The sequence below is a fragment of the Streptomyces sp. NPDC107500 genome (assembly GCF_055582785.1).
Genome location: NZ_JBVJPF010000002.1, coordinates 393035 through 415464, shown reverse-complemented (window position 1 = coordinate 415464; position 22430 = coordinate 393035). Strand labels below are relative to the sequence as shown.

The window sequence follows — 22430 nt, the reverse complement described above, 5'->3', positions numbered from 1 at the left end:
CCGGCCCGCTCGCGACGTTTGGGTGCCCTGGCCAAGGGGACGCGGAAGGCTCACGAGGTACGCGACAGCCCGGAGGCGAACCGTGAGCCGACCCCGCATCGTGATCGTCGGTGCCGGTTTCGCCGGGTACCGGACGGCCCGCACCCTGTCCCGGCTCACCCGGCACCAGGCCGACATCACCCTGCTCAACCCGACCGACTACTTCCTCTACCTGCCGCTGCTGCCGCAGGTCGCCGCCGGAATCCTGGAGCCGCGCCGCGTCACCGTGTCCCTCTCGGGCTCGCTGCCGCACGTCCGGCTGGTGCTGGGCGAGGCCGACGGCATCGACCTCGACGAGCACACCGTGCACTACACCGGGCCCGAGGGCGGCGAGGGCACCCTGCCCTTCGACCGGCTGGTCCTCGCCGCGGGCAGCGTCAACAAGCTGCTGCCCGTCCCGGGCGTCGCCGAGCACGCGCACGGCTTCCGGGGGCTGCCGGAGGCGCTGTACCTGCGCGACCACGTGACACGCCAGGTGGAGCTGGCCGCCGCGGCCGACGACCGCGAGGAGTGCGCCGCGCGGTGCACCTTCGTCGTGGTCGGCGCCGGGTACACCGGCACCGAGGTCGCCGCGCACGGCGCGATGTACACCGACGCACAGGTCCGCAAGCACCCCATGCGCACCGGTATGCGGCCCCGCTGGATGCTGCTGGACGTGGCGCCCCGGGTGCTGCCCGAGATGGACGAACGGCTCTCCCGCACCGCCGACCGGGTACTGAGGCAGCGGGGCGTCGACGTGCGGATGGGGACCTCGGTGAAGGAGGCCACGCACGACGGCGTGGTGCTGACCGACGGTACGAGCGTCGACACGCGCACGCTCGTGTGGTGCGTCGGCGTGCGGCCGGACCCGCTGGTCGAGTCCCTGGGGCTGCCCGTGGAACGCGGCCGGCTGCTGGTCGACCCGCACCTCCAGGTGCCGGGCCGCCCCGAGTTGTTCGCCTGCGGAGACGCGGCCGCGGTGCCCGACCTGACGCAACCCGGCCAGTTCACGCCGATGACCGCGCAGCACGCCTGGCGGCACGGCAAGGTCTGCGCGGAAAACGTCGCCGCGTCGCTCGGCATCGGCGAGCGACGGCCCTACCGCCACCGTGACCTGGGTTTCGTCGTGGACCTCGGCGGGGCCAAGGCCGCCGCCAACCCCCTCGGCGTGCCGATGTCCGGCCCCGCGGCGGGCGCGGTCACCCGCGGCTACCACCTCGCGGCGATGCCGGGCAACCGCGTCCGGGTGGCCGCGGACTGGCTGCTGGACGCGGTACTGCCCCGTCAGGCGGTGCAGCTGGGCCTCGTCCGCTCCTGGTCGGTACCGCTGGAGTCGTCGTCACCGGAGGTGGCCCGGGTGGCCGGGCGCCCGGAACGGGACGCCGAGCGGACGGCGACGACCGGAACGACCGGGACGACCGGAACGACCCGGAAGGAATCCCGCCCCGAGCCCGCGAAGCGCCGGCCGGGCGGCGAGCCCGCGAAGAACCAGCCGGGCGGTGAGTCCGCCAAGAACCAGCCCGGCGGCGAGCCCGCGAAGAACCAGCCCGGTGGTGAGCCCGCCAAGAACCAGCCGCACCCGCCCCGCGCCGCCGGTAAGCCGCGTCGGGCCGGAGAAGGCGGCGGTACGGGCCCCGCCCGGGGTTCCGGCAAGACGCGCAAGACGTCCCGGTCGTCCGGCGGAGGCCGGGCCGCCGCCCCGTCCGGACCGACCCGTGCCGCGGGTCCGCCCGCCGACCCCGGCCCCGAACCCCCCGCGAACCAGCCGCCCCCCGGACCCGACATCGCCCCCGGCCCGGTCAAACGCACCGACGGCCGCCGCACGGAAGGAGACTCATGAACACCGGTGAACTCGTCGACCTCGGACAGCAACTGCGCGTCGACAGCGTACGGGCGGCGGACGCGGCCGGCTCCGGGCACCCGACGTCGTCGATGTCCGCCGCCGACCTGATGGCCGTACTGCTCGCCAACCACCTCCGCTACGACTTCGCACGCCCCGCCCACCCCGGCAACGACCGCTTCGTGCTCTCCAAGGGACACGCCTCGCCCCTGCTGTACTCCGCGTACAAGGCGGCGGGCGCCATCGACGACGAGGAACTGCTCACCTTCCGCAAGGTGGGCAGCCGCCTGGAGGGCCACCCCACGCCGCAGCGGCTGCCGTGGGTCGAGACGGCCACCGGTTCGCTCGGGCAGGGCCTGCCCGTCGGCGTCGGCATCGCCCTGGCGGGCAAGCGCCTCGACCACAACGACTACCGCGTGTGGGTGCTGTGCGGCGACAGCGAGATGGCCGAGGGATCGGTGTGGGAGGCCGCCGAGCACGCCGGGCACGAACACCTCGACAACCTCGTCGTGATCGTCGACGTCAACCGGCTCGGCCAGCGCGGCCCCACCCGGCACGGCCACGACCTCGACGCGTACGCGCGCCGCTTCCGCGCCTTCGACTGGCACACGATCGAGGTCGACGGCCACGACGTGGACGCGATCGACCGCGCCTACGGCGAAGCCCTGTCCACCAGGGGCCAGCCCACCGCCGTCATCGCCCGCACCCTCAAGGGCAAGGGCGTCAAGGCGGTCGAGGACCGCGAGGGCCACCACGGCAAGCCGCTGCCCGACGCCGAGGAGGCCGTCGCCGAACTCGGCGGCCCGCGGGACCTGCGGGTCGCGGTGCACGAGCCCGAGGACGCGCGGTCGCTGCACTCGGCCGGCACCGGGCAGACCGAGCTGCCCCACTGGGACGTGGGCGAGGAGGTCGCCACCCGCAACGCCTTCGGCGAGGCGCTGGCCGCGCTCGGCACCGCCCGCGGCGACGTCGTCGCGCTCGACGGAGAGGTGGGCGACTCCACGCGCGCCGAGTTCTTCGCCGAGGACCATCCCGAGCGCTACTTCGAGTGCTACATCGCCGAGCAGCAGATGGTCGCCGCGGCCGTCGGGATGGCGGCACGCGGCTGGGTGCCGTTCGCCACCACCTTCGCCGCGTTCCTGACCCGCGCCTTCGACTTCCTGCGCATGGCCTCCGTCAGCGGCGCCGGCATCAACCTCGTCGGCTCCCACGCCGGTGTCGCCATCGGCCAGGACGGGCCCAGCCAGATGGGTCTGGAGGACCTGGCGATGATGCGGGCCGTCCACGGTTCGACCGTGCTGTACCCGTGCGACGCCAACCAGACCGCGCGCCTGGTCGCCGAGATGGCGGGCCTGGAGAGTGTCCGCTACCTGCGCACCTCGCGCGGCGAGAGCAAGGTCGTCTACGGCCCCGACGAGGAGTTCCCGGTCGGCGGCAGCAAGGTGCTGCGCTCCTCCGCCGGCGACCGGCTCACCCTCGTGGCGGCCGGCGTCACCCTGCACGAGGCGCTGACCGCGGCCGACGCCCTCGCCGGGGACGGCATCCCGGTCCGGGTGATCGACCTGTACTCCGTCAAGCCCGTCGACCTGGCCACCCTGCGCCGGGCCGCGGAGGAGACCGGCTGCCTGGTCACCGTCGAGGACCACCGCCGGGAGGGCGGCATCGGCGACGCGGTCCTGGACGCGTTCTGCGACGGCCGGCCCGTGCCGCGGCTGGTGCGCCTCGCCGTCGGGACGATGCCGGGCTCCGCGACCCCCGCCGAGGAACTGCACGCGGCGGGGATCGACGCCGAGTCCATCGCCGCGGCCGGACGGATGCTGGTGGAGCAGGCGATCGTGCCGTGAGCGGGGGCGACGGCACGCGGACGGTGCGGGCGGGCCGTCGCACGGTGGAGGTGCACCGGCCGGACAAGGTGCTGTTCCCCGCTGGCGAGGGCGGCGCGCCCGAGTACACCAAGGGCGATCTCGTCGACTACCACCGCGCCGTCGCTCCCTTCATGCTGCCGCACCTGCGAGGGCGCCCGCTCATGCTGGAGCGGCACCCCGGCGGCGTCGACGGGCCCCGGTTCATGCAGAAGAACACACCGGAGCACTACCCGGACTGGATCGGCCGCGTCGAGGTCGGCAAGGAAGGCGGCACCGTCCGCCACACGGTCTGCGACGACTCGGCCACCCTCGTCTACCTCGCCGACCAGGCCGCCCTCACCCTGCACCGCTGGCTCTCCCGGACCGGGCAGGTCGACCGGCCGGACCGGATGGTCTTCGACCTCGATCCGTCCGGCGACGACTTCGAGGCGGTCCGGGAGGCCGCCCGGCTGGTGGGCGAGCTGCTCGACGAACTGAGGCTGCCCTCCGCGCTCATGACCACCGGATCCCGGGGACTGCACGTCGTCGTTCCCCTGACGGGACGTCAGAATGTCGACGAGGTAAGGGAGTTCGCACGGGATGCGGCCGAGGTCCTGGCCGCGGCCCATCCGGACCGGCTCACCACCGCAGCCCGCAAGAAGGACCGCGGGGACCGGCTCTACCTCGACATCCAGCGCAACGCCTACGCCCAGACCGCCGTGGCGCCCTTCACCGTCCGTGCCCTGCCCGGCGCACCCGTGGCCACACCGATCTCCTGGGGCGAACTGGACGACCCCGCCCTGCACGCCCGCCGCTGGACGATCGCGGACGCCGTCGAGCAGGCCCGCACCCGGCCCTGGGCCGGGATCATGAACCGCGCCCGGGCGCTGGGCCCCGCCCGGCGACGGCTGAACGCGCTGCGCGGCTGAGCCGCCGCCGGGGGAGACGAGCGCGCCACGTCGGCGCGTGGCACATGCACGCGCCCGTGGAGGTTTGGCGAACATCCTTGCGGCCACACGGAGGGGGAGGTGGCCATGACGAACACGAACAACACATCCGAATCACAAGACTCACAACAGAGTTCACGTAGGACACGCAAGCCCCGGCAGTCACAGGAGTCACGGCAGCCACAGGAGTCACGCAAGCCCCGGCCGATGGAGGTGCTGCGCGAGGCGCGCGCACAGCTCGCGGAGCTCACCGGCATGAACGCCGAGTCGGTGTCGTCCTTCGAGCAGACGGAGGAGGGCTGGGCGCTGGAGGTCGAGGTGCTCGAACTCGAGCGGGTGCCCGACACGATGAGCCTGATGGCGAGCTACCAGGTGGAGCTTGATTCCGAGGGGCAGCTCACGGGCTACCGCCGTGTGAGGCGTTACGAGCGCGGTCGGTCCGACGCGCGACGTTCCGGAGGCCGCTAGGCGGGACCGGACCGAGTGGAATCGCACACCGAAACCGAGATGGAGGAACGGCAGGCATGACTGTTGTACCGGCACAGCAATCCGGTGGTGGAGGCGGCAGCAGCGGCCTCTACGACGTGCTCGAGCTTGTCCTGGACAGGGGGCTCGTCATCGACGCATTCGTGCGCGTCTCCCTGGTCGGCATCGAGATACTGAAGATCGACGTCCGTGTCGTCGTCGCGAGCGTGGACACGTACCTGCGCTTCGCCGAGGCGTGCAACCGTCTGGACCTGGAGTCCGGGCCGCGCAAGGACCCCGGCCTGCCCGACCTGGTCGGCAAGATGACCGAGTCCGGCGCCAAGGGCAAGTCGAAGGGAGCCCTGTCCGGCGCGGCGGAGACGATCTCCGACGCCTTCAAGCAGGCCCGTGAAGAGGGCGGCTCCGAGCGCGAGACCACGTCGCGTCCGCGTGCCCGCAAGACCGCCGCCTCGCGCCGGAAGGAGGAGCAGGAGTGAGTACGTACGTCTACGGCATCACCGCCGCCGCGCATCCCGCGCTCCCCGAGGACACCGCCGGAGTCGGCGATCCGCCGCGCGGGATACGGATCCTGAAGCAGGGCGGGCTGGCGGCCGTCGTCAGCGACGCGCCCGAGGGGCTGCGGCCCAAGCGCAGGGAGCTGCTCGCCCACCAGACCGTGCTGAGCGAGGTCGGCGCCGAAGGCTGCGTGCTGCCCATGCGTTTCGGCAGCGTCGCCCCGGACGACAGCGCGGTGACCGGGGTGCTCGCGGAGCGCGCCGAGCACTACGAGGAACGCCTGCGGGCGCTGGACGGCCGGGTCGAGTACAACATCAAGGCCACCCACAACGAGGAGGCCGTGCTCCACCACGTGATGGCCCAGAACCCGGAGATCCGGGCCCTCGCGGACGCCAACCGGCAGTCGGGAGGCGGGAGTTACGAGGACAAGATCCAGCTCGGTGAGATGGTCGCGGCCGCCGTCAAGGGCAAGGAGGCCGAGGACGCCACCGTGCTGGAGCGCGCCCTGGAGCCGGGCGCCGACGCGGTGAGTGTGGGCCCCGAGTCCACCGGCTGGCTGGCCAACGTGTCGTTCCTGGTGAAGCGGGAATCCGCCGAGGAGTTCCTGGCCGCCGTGGAGCGCGCCCGCAGGGACATGCCGCACCTGGAGGTGCGGGTGAACGGCCCGCTGCCGCCGTACAGCTTCGTGGAGCCCGGCCCGGCCGAGCCCGCGGGCACCGCGGCCGGCGGGATGGATGTCGGAACGGAGTGAGGACGTGGGACTGATCTCGGAGGTCCTGCTGCTGCCGTTCGCCCCGGTGCGCGGCAGCGCCTGGGCCATCAGACAGGTCATGAACGAGGCGGAGCGCATCTACTACGACCCCGCCACGATCCGGGCCGAACTGGCCCGCCTGGAAGAGCAGCTGGAGGCCGGAGAGATCACGGAGGAGGAGTTCGACCAACAGGAGGACGAGCTCCTGGACCGGTTGGAGATCGCTTCGCGCACGAGCGCGGGATTGGGCAACGGGACGGCACCATGAATCGAGTGGGACTGGGCCTCGCGGTAGGCGCCGGATATCTGCTGGGCCGCACGAAGAAACTGAAACTCGCCGTCGCCGTGGGCACCATGGTGGCCGGCAAGAAGATGAACCTGACCCCGAAGGGCATCGCCGAGCTGGTCAGTACGCAGCTTCAGAACAACCCCCAGTTCAAGGAGATCGGGGACCAGCTGCGCACGGACCTGCGGGGCGTGGGCAAGGCGGCCTCGGGCGCCATGGTCGAGCGGCAGATAGACGCGCTGGCCAATCGCCTGCACGGGCGTACCGCCGAGGTCCGCGACCAGCTCTCCGGCGTGACGTCCCAGGTGCCGGGCGTCGGCTCCCGCGACTCCGGGGTCTCGGAGGACTCGGAGGAGTACGCGGAGTCCGACGAGCGCGCCGACGACGAGCACGACGAGCCCGCCGACGAGCACGAGGAGCAGGACGAGCGCGACGACCGGCGCGAGGCGGCGCCCGCCGCGCGCAAGACGGCCAGGAAGGCGCCCGCGAAGAAGGCGCCGGCGAAGAAGGCGGCCGCCAAGGCACCCGCCAAGAAGACCGCGGCGAAGCGGGCCCAGCCCGCCAAGAAGGCGGCCGGCAAGAAGACGGCCGGTGCCCGGAGCGCCGCCCGCGGAGCGACCCGGCGGACGAAGGGCGGTGGTGAGTGATGACCGACACCCTGGGATCCGCGGCCTCCACGGCAGGCAAGGCCGCGAAGAAGAACCCCCTGGCCGACGTGGCGCAGAGCGAGGCGGCGGACCGCCTCAAGGCGGAGGTGCAGGAATACCTCGCCGCACAGGTCACGCGGCTGCTGACGGGCGTCGGCACCAAGCTCGGCCAGACCACGGGCAAGCTCAACGACATAGCCGAGGGCAACAGCCCCGGATTCGCCAAGCTCGCCCTCGACGGCGGACGCAAGCTCGCCGAGGGCAAGGGGCCGATGCGGGCCGCGTTCGAGGTCGGCGCGGGCAAGGTGAAGGACAACGTGGTCGGTGCCTTCAAGAACCTCACCGGGGGCAAGGGCCGCAAGAAGGGCGGCGGCGGCCAGAAGCCGACGGTCATCCTCGAGTACGTCGACGTCGGCGTGCCGGTGCGCACCGCCTACGACCAGTGGACGCAATACCAGGACTTCAGCACCTTCGCCAAGGGCGTCAAGAGCGCGAGCCGCGCCGACGACACGTCGTCCGACTGGCAGATGAAGGTCTTCTGGTCCAACCGCAGCTGGAAGGCGAAGACCACCGAGCAGGTGCCGGACGACCGGATCTCCTGGTCCTCGGAGGGTGCCAAGGGCACCACGAAGGGTGTCGTCACCTTCCACGAGCTGGCCGACAACCTGACCCGGGTGATCCTGGTCATCGAGTACTACCCCAAGGGCCTCTTCGAGAAGACCGGCAACATCTGGCGCGCCCAGGGCCGCCGGGCCCGCCTGGACCTGAAGAACTACGTCCGGCACATCACCCTCAAGGGCGAGGCCGACGACGGCTGGCGCGGCGAGATCCGCGACGGCGAGGTCGTCCGCAGCCACGAGGACGCCGTGGCGGAGGAGGAGCAGGAGCAGGAAGAGGGGCGGGAGCCCGAGGGCGAGGAGGAGTACGAGGGCGAGGAGGAAGCGCCCGAGGCCGAGGAGGAGTACGAGGAAGAGCCCGAGGGCGAGTACGAGGAGGAGCCGGAGGGCGAGTACGAGGAGGAACCGGAGGGCGAGTACGAGGAAGAGCCCGAGGCGGAGTACGAGGAGGAGCCCGAGGGCGAGTACGAGGAGGACAAGGAAGCCGGGGAGGACGAGAACGCGTCCCGTGAGGAGTACGAGGACGCCGGCGGCGGGAGCCGTCGATGACCACACCCAGCCGACTGCCCGAGCCCTACGGCCAGGGACAGAGTGCCAACCTCGCCGACATCCTGGAACGGGTGCTCGACAAGGGCATCGTGATCGCGGGCGACATCAAGATCAACCTGCTCGACATCGAGCTGCTGACGATCAAGTTGCGGCTCGTGGTCGCCTCCGTCGACAAGGCCAAGGAGATGGGCATCGACTGGTGGGAGAGCGACCCCGCGCTCTCCTCGCGCGCCCGGCGCGACGAACTCGCCCGGGAGAACGCCGCACTGCGCGAACGCCTGCGTGAGCTGGACCCGGGCCGCGTACCGAAGGAGGAGACGTGAACGGACTGCGGTACGTCTACGCCGTCTGCCGCCCCTTCGGCGCGGCCCTCCAGGCCCAGCTCACGGGGGTGGCGGGCGACCCGCCCCGGCTGCTGGTCCACGGCGGCCTCGTCGCCGTCGTCAGCCATGTGCCCGAGGCAGACTTCAGCGAGGAGGCCCTGCGGGGGCACCTGGAGGACCTCGACTGGCTGGCCGCCACGGCCCGCTCCCACCAGCAGGTGATCGACGCGCTCACCGCGGTCACCACACCGCTGCCGCTCCGGCTGGCCACCGTCTTCCGGGACGACAGCGGCGTACGGATGATGCTGGAGCAGCGCGAGGAGGCCTTCCGGAACACGCTCGCCCGGCTGGACGGACGGGTGGAGTGGGGCGTGAAGGTGTACGTCGAGGCGGAGCCCGAGCAGGCGGCCGCGCAGGCCCCGCCCGCTCCCAAGCCCGCCTCGGGCCGGGACTACCTGCGGCAGCGGCGTCAGCAGTCGCGGGCGAACGAGGACCTGTGGTCGAGGGCCGAGCGGTTCGCGACGGGCCTCCACTCGACGCTGTCCGCCCTGGCCGACGACGCGCGGCTGCACGCGCCGCAGAACCCCCGTCTGTCCGGTGCCGCCGGACGGAACGTCCTCAACGCCGCCTACCTGGTGCGGCGTGACGCCTCCGAGGAGTTCGTGGAGACCATCGACCGGACGAAGGACGACGCACCGGGGATCCGTGTGGAACTCACCGGCCCCTGGGCGGCCTACTCCTTCGCGGGCGACGGGGCCGGCTCCGAGGAGCAGCGGGGGGAGGGCACATGACCGTCGTGGAACGCCGGGAGATCGCTCTCGTGGACCTGCTCGACCGGCTGCTGGCCGGCGGTGTCGTCATCACCGGTGACGTCACGCTGCGCATCGCGGACGTCGACCTGGTCCGCATCGATCTGAACGCGCTGATCAGTTCGGTCAACAGCAACGTTCCATCGCCGTTCGGGGACTGACGTGACTGAACAACCCGAACCCCGCAAACGCCTGGACCTCGACCCCGACACGGTCGAGCGCGACCTGGTGAAACTGGTGCTGACCGTCGTCGAGCTGCTGCGCCAGCTCATGGAGCGCCAGGCGCTGCGCCGGGTCGACGAGGGGGATCTCAGCGAGGAGCAGGAGGAGCGGATCGGACTCACCCTGATGCTTCTCGACGACCGCATGACCGAGCTGCGCGACCGCTACGGACTGCGGCCGGAGGATCTGAACCTGGACCTCGGGCCGCTGGGACCGCTGCTGCCCCGGGAGTGAGTCCCCCGGGGCCGCGGCCTCACTTCTCCGTCACCGCTTGCGGCACAGGATCTCTCCGTGCAGCACGCTGAACCAGCCTTCCGGCCGCTCGCCCCAGTCGCGCCAGGCGGCCGAGACCGCCCGCAGCTCCTCGGCGGTCGCGTGGCCGCCCTCGGTCGCCCGGCCGGCGTACGCGGACGCCAGGGTCCGGTCCGCCCACAGGCCGCTCCACCACTCCCGCTCCTCGGCGGTGGCGAAGGTCCAGGTCGCGGAGGTCGCCGTGACGTCCGTGAACCCCGCCTCCAGTGCCCACGCCTTCAGCCGGCGCCCGGCGTCCGGTTCGCCGCCGTTGGCGCGGGCGACCCGCCGGTACAGGTCCAGCCAGTCGTCCATGCCCGGGGACGCGGGGTACCACGTCATGGCCCCGTAGTCCGAGTCGCGGACGGCGACGATCCCGCCGGGCCGTGCCACCCGCCGCATCTCGCGCAGCGCCCCCACCGGGTCGCCCACGTGCTGGAGCACCTGGTGGGCGTGGACCACGCAGAACGAGTCGTCCGGGTAGTCCAGGGCGTGCACGTCCCCCACCGCGAAGTCGGTGTTGCCGAGGCCGCGTTCCGCCGCCGTGGCCCGGGCCCGGTCGACGATCTCCGGTGCCCGGTCCACGCCGGTGACGTGCCCGTCCGGGACCAGCGCCGCGAGGTCCGCGGTGATGGTGCCGGGCCCGCAGCCGATGTCCAGGACCTTCATGTGGGGCCGCAGGGAGCCCAGCAGGTAGGCGGCGGAGTTGGCGGCGGTGCGCCAGGTGTGCGAGCGGAGCACGGACTCGTGGTGCCCGTGCGTGTAGACGGCGGTCTCCCGCTGCTTCGGCATGGTGGATCCCCTCTCCGACGGTGTGATCACGCTACGCCCGTCGGTCGAATGGTGAGACCCGTGTTTTACATCGTGGACTGACAGTGCATCAGGAAAGCTCTGTCAGGAAAGCAGCCCGCCCTCGCCGGGCAGCGGCCGGTACACCGTGAGCGCCTCCGGCAGCTTCTCCAGCGTCAGGTCGCCCTCGGTCTCCGTCAGCTCGCCGTCGAACGCCATCAGCGTGCCCGGCGCCACACCCGACAGCCGCAGCCGGGGCACCTGCACCGCCGCATGGGCGGGGGAGCGGGTCAGCGGACCCGCGAGCGCCGCGGACAGCAGCCGCAGGGCCGGCCGCCGGCCACCGTGTACCACCCGCACGTCCAGCTGCCCGTCCGCCAGGTCGAGCCGGCGGCCCGAGGCGAGGCCCCTGCGGTGGTACGTGCCGTTGCCCGCGAACAGCATCCACAGCGGGCGCCGGCGGCCGCGCACCTCCGCCTCCAGCGGATGCCGGTCCGCGCGCAGCACCCGCACCGCCGCCAGTACCCCGGCCGGCCAGCCGCCGATCCTCGGCGACCAGTGCTCACGCTCCCGCACCAGCTCCGGGTAGACGCCGAGGCTGAAGGTGTTGAGGAAGACGCCCTGCCGCCGGCCCGAGACGAACCGGCCCACGTCCACCCGCACCCCCTCGCCCCGCTCCAGCGCCCCGCACAGGTCACGTACGTCCTCCACGCCCAGGTCGTAGGCGAAGTGGTTGAGCGTGCCGCCGGGCAGCACCGCCAGCGGCAGGCCGTGCCGCAGGGCGACCTCGGCCGCCGCGTTCACCGTGCCGTCACCGCCGCACACGCCGAGCACCCGGGCGTGGTCCGCCGCCTTCTCCAGCTCCGCCGGGATGTCCTCCGGCTCGCACTCCACCACCTCTGCGTCGGGCAGCGCGTCGCACAGCGCCCGCACCCGGTCCGAGGTGCCCGAGGCGACGTTGGCCACCATCACCAGCCCCTCGCCCCCGGGCAGCGCCGGCACCTCGGCGAGCGGCCGGGCCGGCGGGATGTGCTGGGCGCGCGTCGGCACCAGGCCCCGTACGGCGAACGCGGCGCCCGCCCCGAGCGCGGCGCCCGCCACCACGTCGCTCGGGAAGTGGACGCCGGTGTAGACGCGGGAGAGGGCCACCGCGGCGGCCACCGGTGCCACCGCCGCACCCCACGCCGGCGACTCCAGCGCCACCCCGGTCGCGAACGCGGCCGCCGACGCGGCGTGCCCCGACGGGAACGACGTCGTGATCGGCTGCCGCTTCAACTGCCGCACCCGCGGCACCGCGTCCAACAGCGGCCGGGCCCGGCGCACCGAGCGCTTGCCGAGGGTGTTGATCGTCAGGGAGGCGAGGCTCAGCGAGGCCAGGCCACGGGCGGCGGCGCGGCGGGCCCGCGGGGTGCGGGACGCGGCCAGGGCGGCGGCCACCCCGAACCACAGCACGCCGTGGTTGGCGGAGCGGCTCAGCCGGGGAAGCAGCGGGTCGGCGCCCGGCCAGGTGCGGGCGGCGACGGCCTCGAACGCACGCTGGTCCAGCCGCAGGAAACCGTTGCGGAGGGGGTGCGGGCCGGGCTTCAGGGCGGTGAGATCTACGTCGGGGCTCATGCCACCCGCCTACCCGGTGCGCCGCGTTTCCTGCCGGTGGCGCTCGCCACGTCGCCCCGCACGGCACCGGCCCCGCGTAATCGGTTTGCCCGGGGCGGGGGCCGCCCCGCAGAATCCGGTGCCATGGGTCATCTCGAAGCCGCGCACCTGGAGTACTACCTCCCCGACGGGAGGGCGCTGCTCGGCGACGCCTCCTTCCGGGTGGGGGAGGGGGCCGTCGGGGCCCTCGTCGGACCCAACGGAGCGGGCAAGACCACCCTGCTCCGGCTGCTCTCCGGGGAGCTGAAACCGCACGGCGGGACCGTCACCGTCGGCGGCGGCCTCGGGGTGATGCGCCAGTTCGTGGGCTCCGTCCGGGACGAGACGACCGTACGGGACCTGCTCGTGTCCGTGTCCCCGCCCCGGATCCGCGAGGCCGCGCGCGCCGTGGACACTGCCGAGCACGCGCTGATGACCGTGGACGACGAGGCCGCCCAGATGCGCTACGCGCAGGCGCTCGCCGACTGGGCCGAGGCCCAGGGCTACGAGGCCGAGACCCTGTGGGACATCTGCACCACGGCCGCGCTGGGGATGCCGTACGAGAAGGCCCAGTGGCGTCGGGTGAGCACCCTCTCCGGCGGTGAGCAGAAGCGGCTGGTCCTGGAGGCGCTGCTGCGCGGCACCGACGAGGTGCTGCTCCTCGACGAGCCGGACAACTACCTCGACGTGCCCGGCAAGCGCTGGCTGGAGGAGCGGCTCGCCGAGACCCGCAAGACCGTGCTCTTCGTCTCCCACGACCGGGAACTCCTCGCCCGCGCGGCCGAGAAGATCGTCTCCTTGGAGCCCGGACCCGCCGGCGCCGACGCATGGGTGCACGGCGGCGGCTTCGCCACCTTCCACGAGGCCCGCCGCGAGCGCTTCGCCCGCTTCGAGGAACTGCGCCGCCGCTGGGACGAGAAGCACGCGCAGCTCAAGAAGCTGGTCCTGACCCTGCGTCAGGCGGCTGCCGTCAGCCACGAGATGGCGTCCCGGTACGCCGCCGCGCAGACCAGGCTGCGCAAGTTCGAGGAGGCCGGGCCGCCGCCCGAGCCGCCGCGCGAGCAGGACATCAGGATGCGCCTGAAGGGCGGTCGCACCGGAGTCCGCGCCGTCACGTGCGAGCGGCTGGAACTCACCGGCCTGATGCAACCCTTCGACCTGGAGGTCTTCTACGGCGAACGGGTCGCCGTCCTCGGCTCCAACGGCTCCGGCAAGTCGCACTTCCTGCGCCTGCTGGCCGGGGACGACGTGACGCACACCGGGAACTGGAAGCTGGGGGCGCGTGTGCTGCCCGGACACTTCGCGCAGACCCACGCCCACCCGGAGCTGCTCGGCCGCACCCTCCTGGACATCCTGTGGTCCGAGCACGCCCAGGACCGGGGCGCCGCCATGTCGAGGCTGCGTCGCTACGAGCTGACCCACCAGGCGGAGCAGACCTTCGACCGGCTCTCCGGCGGTCAGCAGGCCCGCTTCCAGATCCTCCTGCTGGAACTCCAGGGCGTCACCGCCCTGCTGCTCGACGAGCCGACCGACAACCTCGACCTGGAATCGGCCGAAGCCCTCCAGGAGGGCCTGGAGGGCTTCGAGGGCACGGTCCTCGCCGTCACCCACGACCGCTGGTTCGCCCGCTCCTTCGACCGCTACCTGGTCTTCGGCAGCGACGGACACGTCCGTGAGACGCCGGAGCCGGTCTGGGACGAGCGGCGGGTGGAGCGGGCCCGGTAGGAGACCGGGGCGGGGGGGCCGACCGGTCACTTCCAGCGCAGCAGCGCCCCCAGGCCGCCCACCGGCGCCTTGTCCGCGGCCTCCGACGGCAGCGCCGGCGTCACCGACACCGCAGGTGCGCCCGTCATCACCGCCGACCGCAGCAGCGCGTCGTCCGCCCGTGCCGACCAGGAGTTCTGCTCGCCCAGCGTCTTCAGCTCGGTACGGCGCACCGCGACCTGGTCGGCGTCCTCGCCGATCCACACCTCGCGGTGGGTGTCGGGGGCGTCCGGGATGACCAGCAGCTCGTCGATGCGGTGCTCCCGGGCCGCCTCCACCAGCGCGGGCACCCCCTCGGCGGCGCCCGCCCGGCCCTCGTCGTCGGGTGCCCGGGCGGCCAGGAACCGGTCCAGCTCCTCCCGCGCCCGCGAGCGCACGTGATCCTCGCGCAGCCCCTCCACCTCGTCGTCGAGGAGCCTGCTCCCGGCGCCGCGCGATGCCTCGGCGATCCGCTCCTGGAGCCGCTTGGGCAACCGCTCGTGCACGGAACGCCGCTCCCGGTCGTCGCCGACCAGGATGAGCAGGTCGGCGCCGGTCTCCTCCTGGCACACCGCGAGCGCGTCCGCGATCTCCGCCGCGTTGTGCTCCCAGGTGTTCTCCACCCGAAGCTGGAAGTGGCGCTCCGACCAGTCGGCGCTGCTCGTGCGGTGCAGCGGCCACTGCCGGCCGGTCACCCCGCCCGCGTCCGAGCTGCCCAGCGCGCCGCGCAGCTCGAAGTCGGCGCCCTTGCGGTCGATGTACGCCACCACGCACACCGGGTCCTCGCCCGCCAGGTCGAGCAGCGGCGCGACGTGCGGCAGCGGCGCCCAGTCGGCGGTGGTCCCGCCGTACGGGGGCCGGGCCAGCCGGGGGTCGAGGACCACCCGTCCGGCGCACGCGAACAGCGCCCGGCCGTGCGGGTCCGAGGCGTGCCGCAGCTCGTCCACGGCCTCCCGCACCGCCTGGCAGGTGGCGTCGTCGGCGCCCTGCTCCGCCAGCTCCCGGGCCACCGCGGCCGCCGTCAGCTCACGCTCGTGCGCGGTGTCCTCCGTGTGCCGGGACAGATCGACGTACACGGAGGCCCAGGGCCCCTGGTGCTCGTAGAGGGGATGCAGAAACGCGAGGTCCATGGCGCTCTCCCGGGTGGCGCTGGGGGGTGGTACTGCCGCGGGGGCGGGTACCCGGACCGCATGAACGAACACGACATGGGGGACACCATGACCGGAGTGGACCCGGGCCGCCTGGACGACCAGCAGCTCATGAAGGAGCTGGAGACCATCCACCGGACCCGCCACGACACCCTGCTCTACGGGTCGAACGACGCGCTGCGGGCCCACAACGACCGCATGGCGCGGCTGGAGGGCGAGTGGCTGCGCCGCAACCCGCGGCGCCCGGTCGCCCCCGGCCGCACCCGCGAGGGCGCCCGGGAACGCGGCTGCGGCCAGGCCGCCACCCCGGGAGCCTAGGTCTCCGGGGCTGCGGCCCGGCCGCCGTCCGCGCCGGTCAGCCGCCCGCCTCGGCGAACTCGGCGAGGAAGGCCGCGCAGAACGCCTGGAGGTCGTCCGGCTTGCGACTGGTGACGAGGACGCTGTCGCCGTGGTCGCAGACCTTCACCTGCTCGTCGACCCAGGTGGCGCCCGCGTTGACCAGGTCGGTCCGGAGACTGGGCCACGAGGTCAGCACCCGGCCCCGCACCACGTCGGCCTCGATCAGGGTCCACGGCGCGTGGCAGATCGCCGCCACCGGCCTGCCCTGCTCGAAGAAGGCCCGGACGAACGCCACGGCCTTCTCGTCGGTCCGCAGGAAGTCGGGGTTGGCCACCCCGCCGGGCAGGACCAGCCCGCCGAACGAGTCGGCCGAGGTGTCACCCACCACCTCGTCCACCGGGAACGTGTCCGCCTTGTCGAGATGGTCGAAGCCCTGGACCTCGCCGGTCTGCGTGGACACCAGCACCGGCTCGTGCCCCGCGTCCTTCGCCGCCTGCCACGGCTCGGTCAGTTCGACCTGCTCCACGCCCTCGGGCGCGGTGAGAAATGCGATGCGCATGGGATTCGGATTCCTTTCCTGACGCCTAGGCGCCCTGCGCCCCCGAAGGGCCGGCTTCGGTGAGCGCCACCGCCAGCTCCTGGACGTTGCCGTAGCGCGCCTTGTCCGGCAGCCGGTCCAGCTCCTCGACGAGGGCGTCGGGCGCGTTGCCGTGGCGCAGGGTGCGGGTCAGTTCCCGCGGTCCGGCGGGGAAGCTGCCCCGGGTCAGGTTGCGGGCCAGTTCGAGCCGCAGGGCCTCCAGGTACGTCGGCCCGCGGCCCGGTGTCACCGGCCCGTGCGTGACGTCCGGATCGTCCTCCGCCACCGGCTCCGGGTCGTGCCACTCCTCGGTCCGGGTGGGGTGCCCGGACCTGAGCAGACCCTGCAGTTCGTGCTTCATCTCGTCGTCGCGGTGGGCGCTCATCCGGTCGCTGCCTCGCTGCATGTCTCCCTCCAGATCTTCAGGGTGCCGACCGCGTACCCGGACACCGGGGGCCGACACGGATTCACCCGGACGGTTCCGCTCCGATTCGGCCGGCCGGCACCGGATCAGTAATCGAGAAGCGCGGGTCCCGCCGGCCCCTCTAGCGTGTGAGGACCGCGGGCGCCAGCCTTCACATGGAGCCCCCGACAGATGGAGACACGATGAGCAGCGCCAAGAGGGCGGGCAGCCGGGCAGCCGTGCCGCACGTCGCCGACAGCCACGACCTCATCCGCGTGCACGGCGCCCGCGAGAACAACCTCAAGGACGTCAGCATCGAGATCCCCAAGCGCCGCCTGACGGTCTTCACGGGAGTCTCCGGTTCGGGCAAGAGTTCGCTGGTGTTCAACACCATCGCCGCCGAGTCGCAGCGGCTGATCAACGAGACCTACAGCGCCTTCGTGCAGGGCTTCATGCCGACGCTGGCGCGCCCCGAGGTCGACATCCTCGAAGGCCTGACCACCGCGATCATCGTGGACCAGCAGCGGATGGGCGCCGATCCCCGCTCCACCGTCGGCACCGCCACCGACGTCAACGCGATGCTGCGGATCCTCTTCAGCCGCCTCGGCGAGCCGCACATCGGCCCGCCCAGCGCGTACTCCTTCAACACCGCCTCGGTCCGGGCGAGCGGCGCGATCACCGTCGAGCGCGGCAACAAGAAGGCGGTCAAGGCGACGTACGAGCGCACCGGCGGCATGTGCACCCGCTGCGAGGGCCGCGGCAGCGTCTCCGACATCGACCTCACCCAGCTCTACGACGACTCCAAGTCGCTCGCCGAGGGCGCCTTCACCATCCCGGGCTGGAAGTCGGACAGCCAGTGGACCGTCCAGGTCTACGCCCAGTCCGGCTTCGTCGACCCCGACAAGCCGATCCGCGAGTACACCGAGCAGCAGCTGCGGGACTTCCTCTACGGCGAACCGGTCAAGGTCAAGGTCAACGGCGTCAACCTCACCTACGAGGGCCTGATCCCGAAGATCCAGAAGTCCTTCCTGTCCAAGGACAAGGAGGCGATGCAGCCGCACATCCGGGCCTTCGTGGAGCGGGCCGTCACCTTCACCGTCTGCCCCGACTGCGACGGCACGCGGCTCAGCGAGGGCGCCCGCTCCTCGAAGATCGGGAAGATCAGCATCGCCGACGCCTGCGCGATGGAGATCCGGGACCTGGCCGAGTGGGTGCGCGACCTCGACGAACCGTCCGTGGCGCCGCTGCTCGGCGCCCTGCGGGACGCCCTCGACTCGTTCGTCGAGATCGGCCTCGGCTACCTCTCCCTCGACCGGCCGGCCGGCACCCTGTCGGGCGGCGAGGCGCAGCGCGTCAAGATGATCCGCCACCTCGGCTCCTCGCTCACCGACACCACGTACGTCTTCGACGAGCCCACCATCGGACTGCACCCGCACGACATCCAGCGGATGAACGACCTGCTGCTGCGCCTGCGGGACAAGGGCAACACCGTCCTCGTCGTCGAGCACAAGCCGGAGGCGATCGCCATCGCCGACCACGTGGTGGACCTCGGCCCAGGCGCCGGCACCGCGGGCGGCACCGTCTGCTTCGAGGGCACCGTCGAGGAGCTGCGGGCCGGCGACACCGTCACCGGACGCCACCTGGACGACCGGGCCGTCCTCAAGGACACGGTCCGCAAGCCCGCCGGCGCACTGGAGATCCGCGGCGCCACGACGCACAACCTCCAGGGCGTCGACGTCGACGTCCCGCTCGGCGTGCTCTGCGTGGTCACCGGCGTGGCGGGCTCCGGCAAGAGCTCGCTGATCCACGGCTCGGTCCCGGCCGGCGCCGACGTCGTCTCGGTCGACCAGAGCCCCATCAAGGGCTCCAGGCGCAGCAACCCGGCCACGTACACCGGACTGCTCGAACCGATCCGCAAGGCCTTCGCCAAGGCCAACGGCGTGAAGCCGGCCCTGTTCAGCGCCAACTCCGAGGGCGCCTGCCCCACCTGCAACGGCGCCGGAGTCATCTACACCGACCTCGCCATGATGGCCGGGGTCGCCGCCCCCTGCGAGGACTGCGAGGGCAAGCGGTTCCAGCCCGCGGTGCTGGAGTACCGTTTCGGCGGCCGGGACATCAGCGAGGTGCTCGCCATGTCCGTGGCCCAGGCCGAGGAGTTCTTCGGCTCCGGCGAGGCACGCACCCCCGCCGCGCACAAGATCCTCGACCGGCTCGCCGACGTCGGACTCGGCTACCTCACCCTCGGCCAGCCCCTCACCACGCTCTCCGGCGGCGAGCGGCAGCGGCTCAAGCTGGCCACCCACATGGGGGACAAGGGCGGCGTCTACGTGCTCGACGAGCCCACCACCGGCCTGCACCTCGCCGACGTCGAGCAACTGCTCGGCCTGCTGGACCGCCTCGTGGACGCCGGCAAGTCGGTCATCGTCATCGAGCACCACCAGGCCGTCATGGCGCACGCCGACTGGATCATCGACCTCGGCCCCGGCGCCGGCCACGACGGCGGCCGGATCGTCTTCGAGGGCACCCCCGCCGACCTCGTCGCCGACCGCACCACCCTCACCGGCGAGCACCTCGCGGCCTACGTCGGCGCCTGACCGGGGCGGCCCACGGCGCCGGTACCGGTGGCGGCCGGCGCTGTGGGATCGTAAAGGCGTGACGAGCCTGGAGGACCTGGCCCGGCTGCGCCGGGCACGCGACCTGATGGACCGCGAGTACGCCGAGCCGCTCGACGTGCCGGCGCTGGCGCGGGTCGCCCTCATGTCGGCGGGCCACTTCTCCCGCAGCTTCCGCGCCGCCTACGGGGAGACCCCCTACAGCTACCTGATGACGCGCCGCATCGAGCGCGCCAAGGCCCTGCTGCGGCGCGGCGACCTGTCCGTCACCGAGGTCTGCTTCGCAGTCGGCTGTACGTCGCTGGGATCCTTCAGCTCGCGCTTCACCGAGCTGGTCGGCGAGAGCCCGAGCGCCTACCGGGAACGCGACCACGCCGACGGCGCCGCGATCCCCGCCTGCGTCGCCAAGGTCCACACCCGACCGGTCAGGAACGGAGAAGCCCGGCCCGCGCGCCCGCCCGTAGCGTGACACGCATGGACATCAACCTCGCGCAGTGCTTCATCGCCGTCGACGACCACGACACGGCGATCGCCTTCTACCGGGACGTGCTCGGGATGGAGGTCCGGGACGACGTCGCCTTCGAGGGGATGCGCTGGGTGACCGTCGGCTCCCCGGCCCAGCCCGACGTCGGCATCGTCCTCGAACCGCCGCTCGCCGACCCGGGCGCCTCGGTCACCGACCGGGAGGCCATGGCCGAACTGCTGGCGAAGGGATTGCTGCGCGGCCTGAACTTCACCACCGACGACGTCGACGCCACCTTCGAACACATCCGGGCCGCCGGCGCCGAGGTCCTCCAGGAACCGGTCGACCAGCCCTACGGCGTCCGGGACTGCGCCTTCCGCGACCCGGCCGGGAACATGGTCCGCTTCAGCCGGCCGCGCACCGGCTGACCCGCCCGGGGGTTTGCGACGGGCTTCAGGGGGCAGGGGCAAAGTCAGTGCTTCGGACAGGAGGCACGTCCGTGGGAGCGGCGCGACGCCGCCCCGGACGTGGCCGTCCGGGGCCGGACGCCCTCCCACGGGTGACCGCCCGACCCCCAGGGTCGTGTCGTCGAACCGGTGGCGTCCGTCCGGCGCGCCGGAGGTCAACGGACTCCGGCCGCCCCACGAGGGCCGTGCCCGGGGCCCGCCCCGAACCGACGACCGGCCCCGCACTCCGAAGGAGTTGCGACGCACATGCCGATCCACGCCAGCGTGAAGCACCCGCACGACGACGCCCCCGACACCGCGGACGCGTTCCGCCGGCTGACCACCCTCCCCGACGGCCCGGAGCGCGACGTGGTCCGCGACCGGATCGTGGAGGCCTGGCTGCCCATGGCCGAACGCCTCGCGGGACGCTTCCGCAGCCGCGGCGAGAGCTACGACGACCTGCGCCAGGTCGCCGCCCTCGGCCTGGTCAAGGCCGTCGACCGGTACGACCCCGAGCGCGGCAACGCCTTCGAGAGCTACGCCGTGCCGACCATCACCGGCGAGATCAAGCGGCACTTCCGCGACCACATGTGGACGCTGCACGTGCCGCGCCGGGTCCAGGAACTGCGCAACCGCGTGCGCTTCGCCCGCCAGGAGCTCTCCCAGACCATCCCGGGCCGCAGCCCCACGGTCGCCGAGATCGCCGAGCACACCGACCTCGGCGAGGAGGACGTCCGGGTCGGCCTGGAGGCGCTGGAGAGCTTCACCGCCCTGTCCCTGGACGCCGAGCTGCCGGGCAGCGAGGACGGGTTCTCGCTCGGCGACGCCCTCGGCGGGCCCGACCCCGCCCTCGACACCGTCGTGGACCGCGAGGCCGTCAAGGACCGCCTGGCCGCCCTCCCCGACCGGGAGCGCGCCATCCTGTACATGCGCTTCTTCGACGACATGACCCAGAGCCGGATCGCCGAGCAGCTCGGCATCTCCCAGATGCACGTCTCCCGCCTGATCAGCCGCTGCTGCGACCGGGTGCGGGAGCAGGTGCTGCGGGATCCCGGGACCTGAGGAAGCCTTCGCGCCGACCCGGTCCGCAACCGCGTCCGCGGGCTCCGAAACCTCGGGCTCACCCGCCCGGGGGCCGCGTTCGCGCGAACGGCGCAGGGTGGCGCGCGCACCCGGTGCGGGCGGGCTGTGATGGCCGAGGGGCGCGAGCGCCGTGCCCCCGCCACCGCAGCTCGAAGGAGCCCGCACCATGCGCCGCACCGCCCGCGCCCTGTCCGTGGCCGTCCTGGCCAGTGCCGCCCTCGGCGCCCTCGCGGGGCCGAGCGCGGCCGATCCCGCCGTCCCCCCGCCGCCTTCCGGCGCCGGTGAGCCCGTGCCGCCGCCGGTGGCCGAGGAACCCGTACCCCCGCCGGCCGCCGAGGACCTCGCACCGGCGGCGGGCCGGACCGCCGCCGAGGTCAGCCCCGCCGACGTCACCCCGGGCGGCACCGTCACCGTGTCGGTCTCGTGCGCCCCGACCGCGGGCTCCGCGCCGGCGACCCTCGACGCCACCTCCCTGGCCTTCGACGAGGGCACCGTCGAGCTGCGCAAGGTGGAGGAGGAGCAAGGCACGGGCGCCGGTCCGGCCTACCGGGGGACCGCCCGGATAGCCGCCGCCGAGGACTTCGGGAGCGAGGCGGACGCGGAGGGCGCCGAGGAGGACTGGACCGTCGACGGCTCCTGCCCGGACGAGGCGGGCGGGGAGGGCGACCCGTGGAGCGCCACCATGAACGTGCCGGGCGCCACGGCGGGGGAGAACGGCACCGCCAAGCCCGCGTGCCCCCCGTCCACCGCCCCGCACGGCGACAAGCCCACCCACGGCACGCCCTGCGCCACCGAGCCGCCGTGCCCCGGGACCACCGCCCGGTACGGCGAGCCCGCCGAGGCCGGGAGGTCCTGCGGCGGCGGGAAGGCGGAACACGGGGTCCGGGCCGGGGCCGGCGGCACCTTCAGCGACTCGGTGCCCGCCCTGGCCGCGGGCGGCGTCCTGATCGCGGGCGCGTGCGCGGCGGCCGCCCACCGGCTGCGGCTCCGGCTGCGCGGGGAGGACGGGGAGCGCTGAGCCGGAGTCATGGCTCGCGTGCCGGATGGGTACTGGGATCAACGACGGTGAG

25 protein-coding genes are annotated in these 22430 nt (G+C 73.1%); 20 read left to right on the top strand and 5 right to left on the bottom strand.

Translation table 11 applies throughout. The annotated features are described in order from the left end of the window. The first annotated feature begins 82 nt into the window (after positions 1 to 82). The 13 genes from ACZ67M_RS07925 (at position 83) to ACZ67M_RS07865 (ending at position 10068) form a co-directional block, all read left to right on the top strand. A complete protein-coding gene (locus ACZ67M_RS07925; RefSeq protein ID WP_469850027.1) occupies positions 83 to 1858 on the top strand; it encodes an NAD(P)/FAD-dependent oxidoreductase in 1776 nt (591 codons plus the stop codon). Next, entirely contained in the window at positions 1855 to 3702 is a 1848-nt protein-coding gene (locus ACZ67M_RS07920) for a transketolase (RefSeq protein ID WP_469850026.1), read from the top strand. Before ACZ67M_RS07925 ends, ACZ67M_RS07920 begins: the two co-directional genes overlap by 4 nt. Further along, positions 3699 to 4631 carry a non-homologous end-joining DNA ligase gene (gene ligD / locus ACZ67M_RS07915; RefSeq protein ID WP_469850025.1) on the top strand — a complete coding sequence of 311 codons (933 nt, stop codon included), beginning with the start codon at positions 3699 to 3701 and terminating at the stop codon, positions 4629 to 4631. The genes ACZ67M_RS07920 and ligD overlap by 4 nt, the downstream gene beginning before the upstream one ends. 105 nt (positions 4632 to 4736) lie before the next feature. Continuing rightward, complete coding sequence (locus ACZ67M_RS07910) at positions 4737 to 5117, top strand: gas vesicle protein GvpO (protein ID WP_469850024.1); 381 nt, start codon at positions 4737 to 4739, stop codon at positions 5115 to 5117. 56 nt (positions 5118 to 5173) lie between these two features. After that, a complete protein-coding gene (locus ACZ67M_RS07905) occupies positions 5174 to 5611 on the top strand; it encodes a gas vesicle structural protein GvpA (RefSeq protein WP_361358586.1) in 438 nt (145 codons plus the stop codon). Next, the gene (locus ACZ67M_RS07900) at positions 5608 to 6381 is read left to right on the top strand and encodes a GvpL/GvpF family gas vesicle protein (protein WP_361358589.1); all 774 of its coding nucleotides are present in this window, start codon (positions 5608 to 5610) and stop codon (positions 6379 to 6381) included. Before ACZ67M_RS07905 ends, ACZ67M_RS07900 begins: the two co-directional genes overlap by 4 nt. A 4-nt stretch (positions 6382 to 6385) precedes the next feature. Then, on the top strand, positions 6386 to 6649 hold the full coding sequence (locus tag ACZ67M_RS07895) for a gas vesicle protein GvpG (RefSeq protein WP_122618938.1): 264 nt from the start codon (positions 6386 to 6388) through the stop codon (positions 6647 to 6649). Further along, positions 6646 to 7314, top strand: a complete 669-nt coding sequence (locus ACZ67M_RS07890) for a DNA primase (RefSeq protein ID WP_392013504.1) — start codon at positions 6646 to 6648, stop codon at positions 7312 to 7314. The genes ACZ67M_RS07895 and ACZ67M_RS07890 overlap by 4 nt, the downstream gene beginning before the upstream one ends. Beyond that, positions 7314 to 8480 (top strand): SRPBCC family protein, encoded by a 1167-nt coding sequence (locus tag ACZ67M_RS07885; protein WP_361358594.1) that lies wholly within the window; start codon positions 7314 to 7316, stop codon positions 8478 to 8480. The genes ACZ67M_RS07890 and ACZ67M_RS07885 overlap by 1 nt, the downstream gene beginning before the upstream one ends. Then, on the top strand, positions 8477 to 8803 hold the full coding sequence (locus ACZ67M_RS07880; RefSeq protein ID WP_361358597.1) for a gas vesicle protein: 327 nt from the start codon (positions 8477 to 8479) through the stop codon (positions 8801 to 8803). The genes ACZ67M_RS07885 and ACZ67M_RS07880 overlap by 4 nt, the downstream gene beginning before the upstream one ends. Continuing rightward, entirely contained in the window at positions 8800 to 9594 is a 795-nt protein-coding gene (locus ACZ67M_RS07875) for a GvpL/GvpF family gas vesicle protein (protein ID WP_361358600.1), read from the top strand. Before ACZ67M_RS07880 ends, ACZ67M_RS07875 begins: the two co-directional genes overlap by 4 nt. Next, a complete protein-coding gene (locus ACZ67M_RS07870) occupies positions 9591 to 9773 on the top strand; it encodes a gas vesicle protein (protein WP_122618943.1) in 183 nt (60 codons plus the stop codon). Before ACZ67M_RS07875 ends, ACZ67M_RS07870 begins: the two co-directional genes overlap by 4 nt. Before the next feature lies 1 nt (position 9774). After that, the gene (locus ACZ67M_RS07865; protein WP_122618944.1) at positions 9775 to 10068 is read left to right on the top strand and encodes a gas vesicle protein K; all 294 of its coding nucleotides are present in this window, start codon (positions 9775 to 9777) and stop codon (positions 10066 to 10068) included. A 30-nt stretch (positions 10069 to 10098) separates the two neighbouring features. Here the strand turns inward: ACZ67M_RS07865 and ACZ67M_RS07860 are convergent, their stop codons facing one another. Next, positions 10099 to 10917, bottom strand: a complete 819-nt coding sequence (locus ACZ67M_RS07860; RefSeq protein WP_469850021.1) for a class I SAM-dependent methyltransferase — start codon at positions 10915 to 10917, stop codon at positions 10099 to 10101. Between the two features lie 102 nt (positions 10918 to 11019). Then, a complete protein-coding gene (locus ACZ67M_RS07855; protein ID WP_361358606.1) occupies positions 11020 to 12528 on the bottom strand; it encodes a bifunctional phosphatase PAP2/diacylglycerol kinase family protein in 1509 nt (502 codons plus the stop codon). A gap of 123 nt (positions 12529 to 12651) precedes the next feature. Here ACZ67M_RS07855 and ACZ67M_RS07850 point away from each other — a divergent pair, with 123 nt between their 5' ends. After that, on the top strand, positions 12652 to 14271 hold the full coding sequence (locus ACZ67M_RS07850; protein WP_469850020.1) for an ATP-binding cassette domain-containing protein: 1620 nt from the start codon (positions 12652 to 12654) through the stop codon (positions 14269 to 14271). Positions 14272 to 14297: 26 nt separating this feature from the next. On the opposite strand, the gene ACZ67M_RS07845 is transcribed toward ACZ67M_RS07850, so the two are convergent. Continuing rightward, positions 14298 to 15419: a baeRF2 domain-containing protein gene (locus tag ACZ67M_RS07845; protein WP_361358612.1), complete on the bottom strand. Its 1122-nt coding sequence runs from the start codon at positions 15417 to 15419 to the stop codon at positions 14298 to 14300. Between the two features lie 60 nt (positions 15420 to 15479). Here ACZ67M_RS07845 and ACZ67M_RS07840 point away from each other — a divergent pair, with 60 nt between their 5' ends. Next, entirely contained in the window at positions 15480 to 15755 is a 276-nt protein-coding gene (locus tag ACZ67M_RS07840) for a DUF6158 family protein (protein WP_125490678.1), read from the top strand. Positions 15756 to 15792: 37 nt separating this feature from the next. Here ACZ67M_RS07840 and ACZ67M_RS07835 read toward each other — a convergent pair whose 3' ends face one another. Together ACZ67M_RS07835 and ACZ67M_RS07830 are read right to left on the bottom strand one after the other, a co-directional pair. Continuing rightward, positions 15793 to 16335, bottom strand: a complete 543-nt coding sequence (locus ACZ67M_RS07835) for a type 1 glutamine amidotransferase domain-containing protein (RefSeq protein WP_385793592.1) — start codon at positions 16333 to 16335, stop codon at positions 15793 to 15795. A gap of 25 nt (positions 16336 to 16360) precedes the next feature. Continuing rightward, the gene (locus tag ACZ67M_RS07830) at positions 16361 to 16759 is read right to left on the bottom strand and encodes a DUF2795 domain-containing protein (protein WP_361358619.1); all 399 of its coding nucleotides are present in this window, start codon (positions 16757 to 16759) and stop codon (positions 16361 to 16363) included. Between the two features lie 200 nt (positions 16760 to 16959). On the opposite strand from ACZ67M_RS07830, the gene ACZ67M_RS07825 reads away from it, so the two are divergent. The 5 genes from ACZ67M_RS07825 to ACZ67M_RS07805 all read left to right on the top strand — a co-directional run bounded on the left by ACZ67M_RS07825 (position 16960) and on the right by ACZ67M_RS07805 (position 22378). After that, positions 16960 to 19350, top strand: a complete 2391-nt coding sequence (locus tag ACZ67M_RS07825) for an excinuclease ABC subunit UvrA (RefSeq protein WP_361358622.1) — start codon at positions 16960 to 16962, stop codon at positions 19348 to 19350. 58 nt (positions 19351 to 19408) lie between these two features. Further along, the gene (locus tag ACZ67M_RS07820) at positions 19409 to 19837 is read left to right on the top strand and encodes a helix-turn-helix transcriptional regulator (protein ID WP_125490675.1); all 429 of its coding nucleotides are present in this window, start codon (positions 19409 to 19411) and stop codon (positions 19835 to 19837) included. 5 nt (positions 19838 to 19842) lie between these two features. Then, a complete protein-coding gene (locus ACZ67M_RS07815; RefSeq protein ID WP_361358628.1) occupies positions 19843 to 20259 on the top strand; it encodes a VOC family protein in 417 nt (138 codons plus the stop codon). 285 nt (positions 20260 to 20544) lie between these two features. Then, on the top strand, positions 20545 to 21339 hold the full coding sequence (locus ACZ67M_RS07810) for an RNA polymerase sigma factor SigF (RefSeq protein WP_361358631.1): 795 nt from the start codon (positions 20545 to 20547) through the stop codon (positions 21337 to 21339). A 187-nt stretch (positions 21340 to 21526) separates the two neighbouring features. After that, the gene (locus ACZ67M_RS07805; protein ID WP_469850015.1) at positions 21527 to 22378 is read left to right on the top strand and encodes a hypothetical protein; all 852 of its coding nucleotides are present in this window, start codon (positions 21527 to 21529) and stop codon (positions 22376 to 22378) included. The last annotated feature ends 52 nt before the right edge of the window (positions 22379 to 22430 follow it).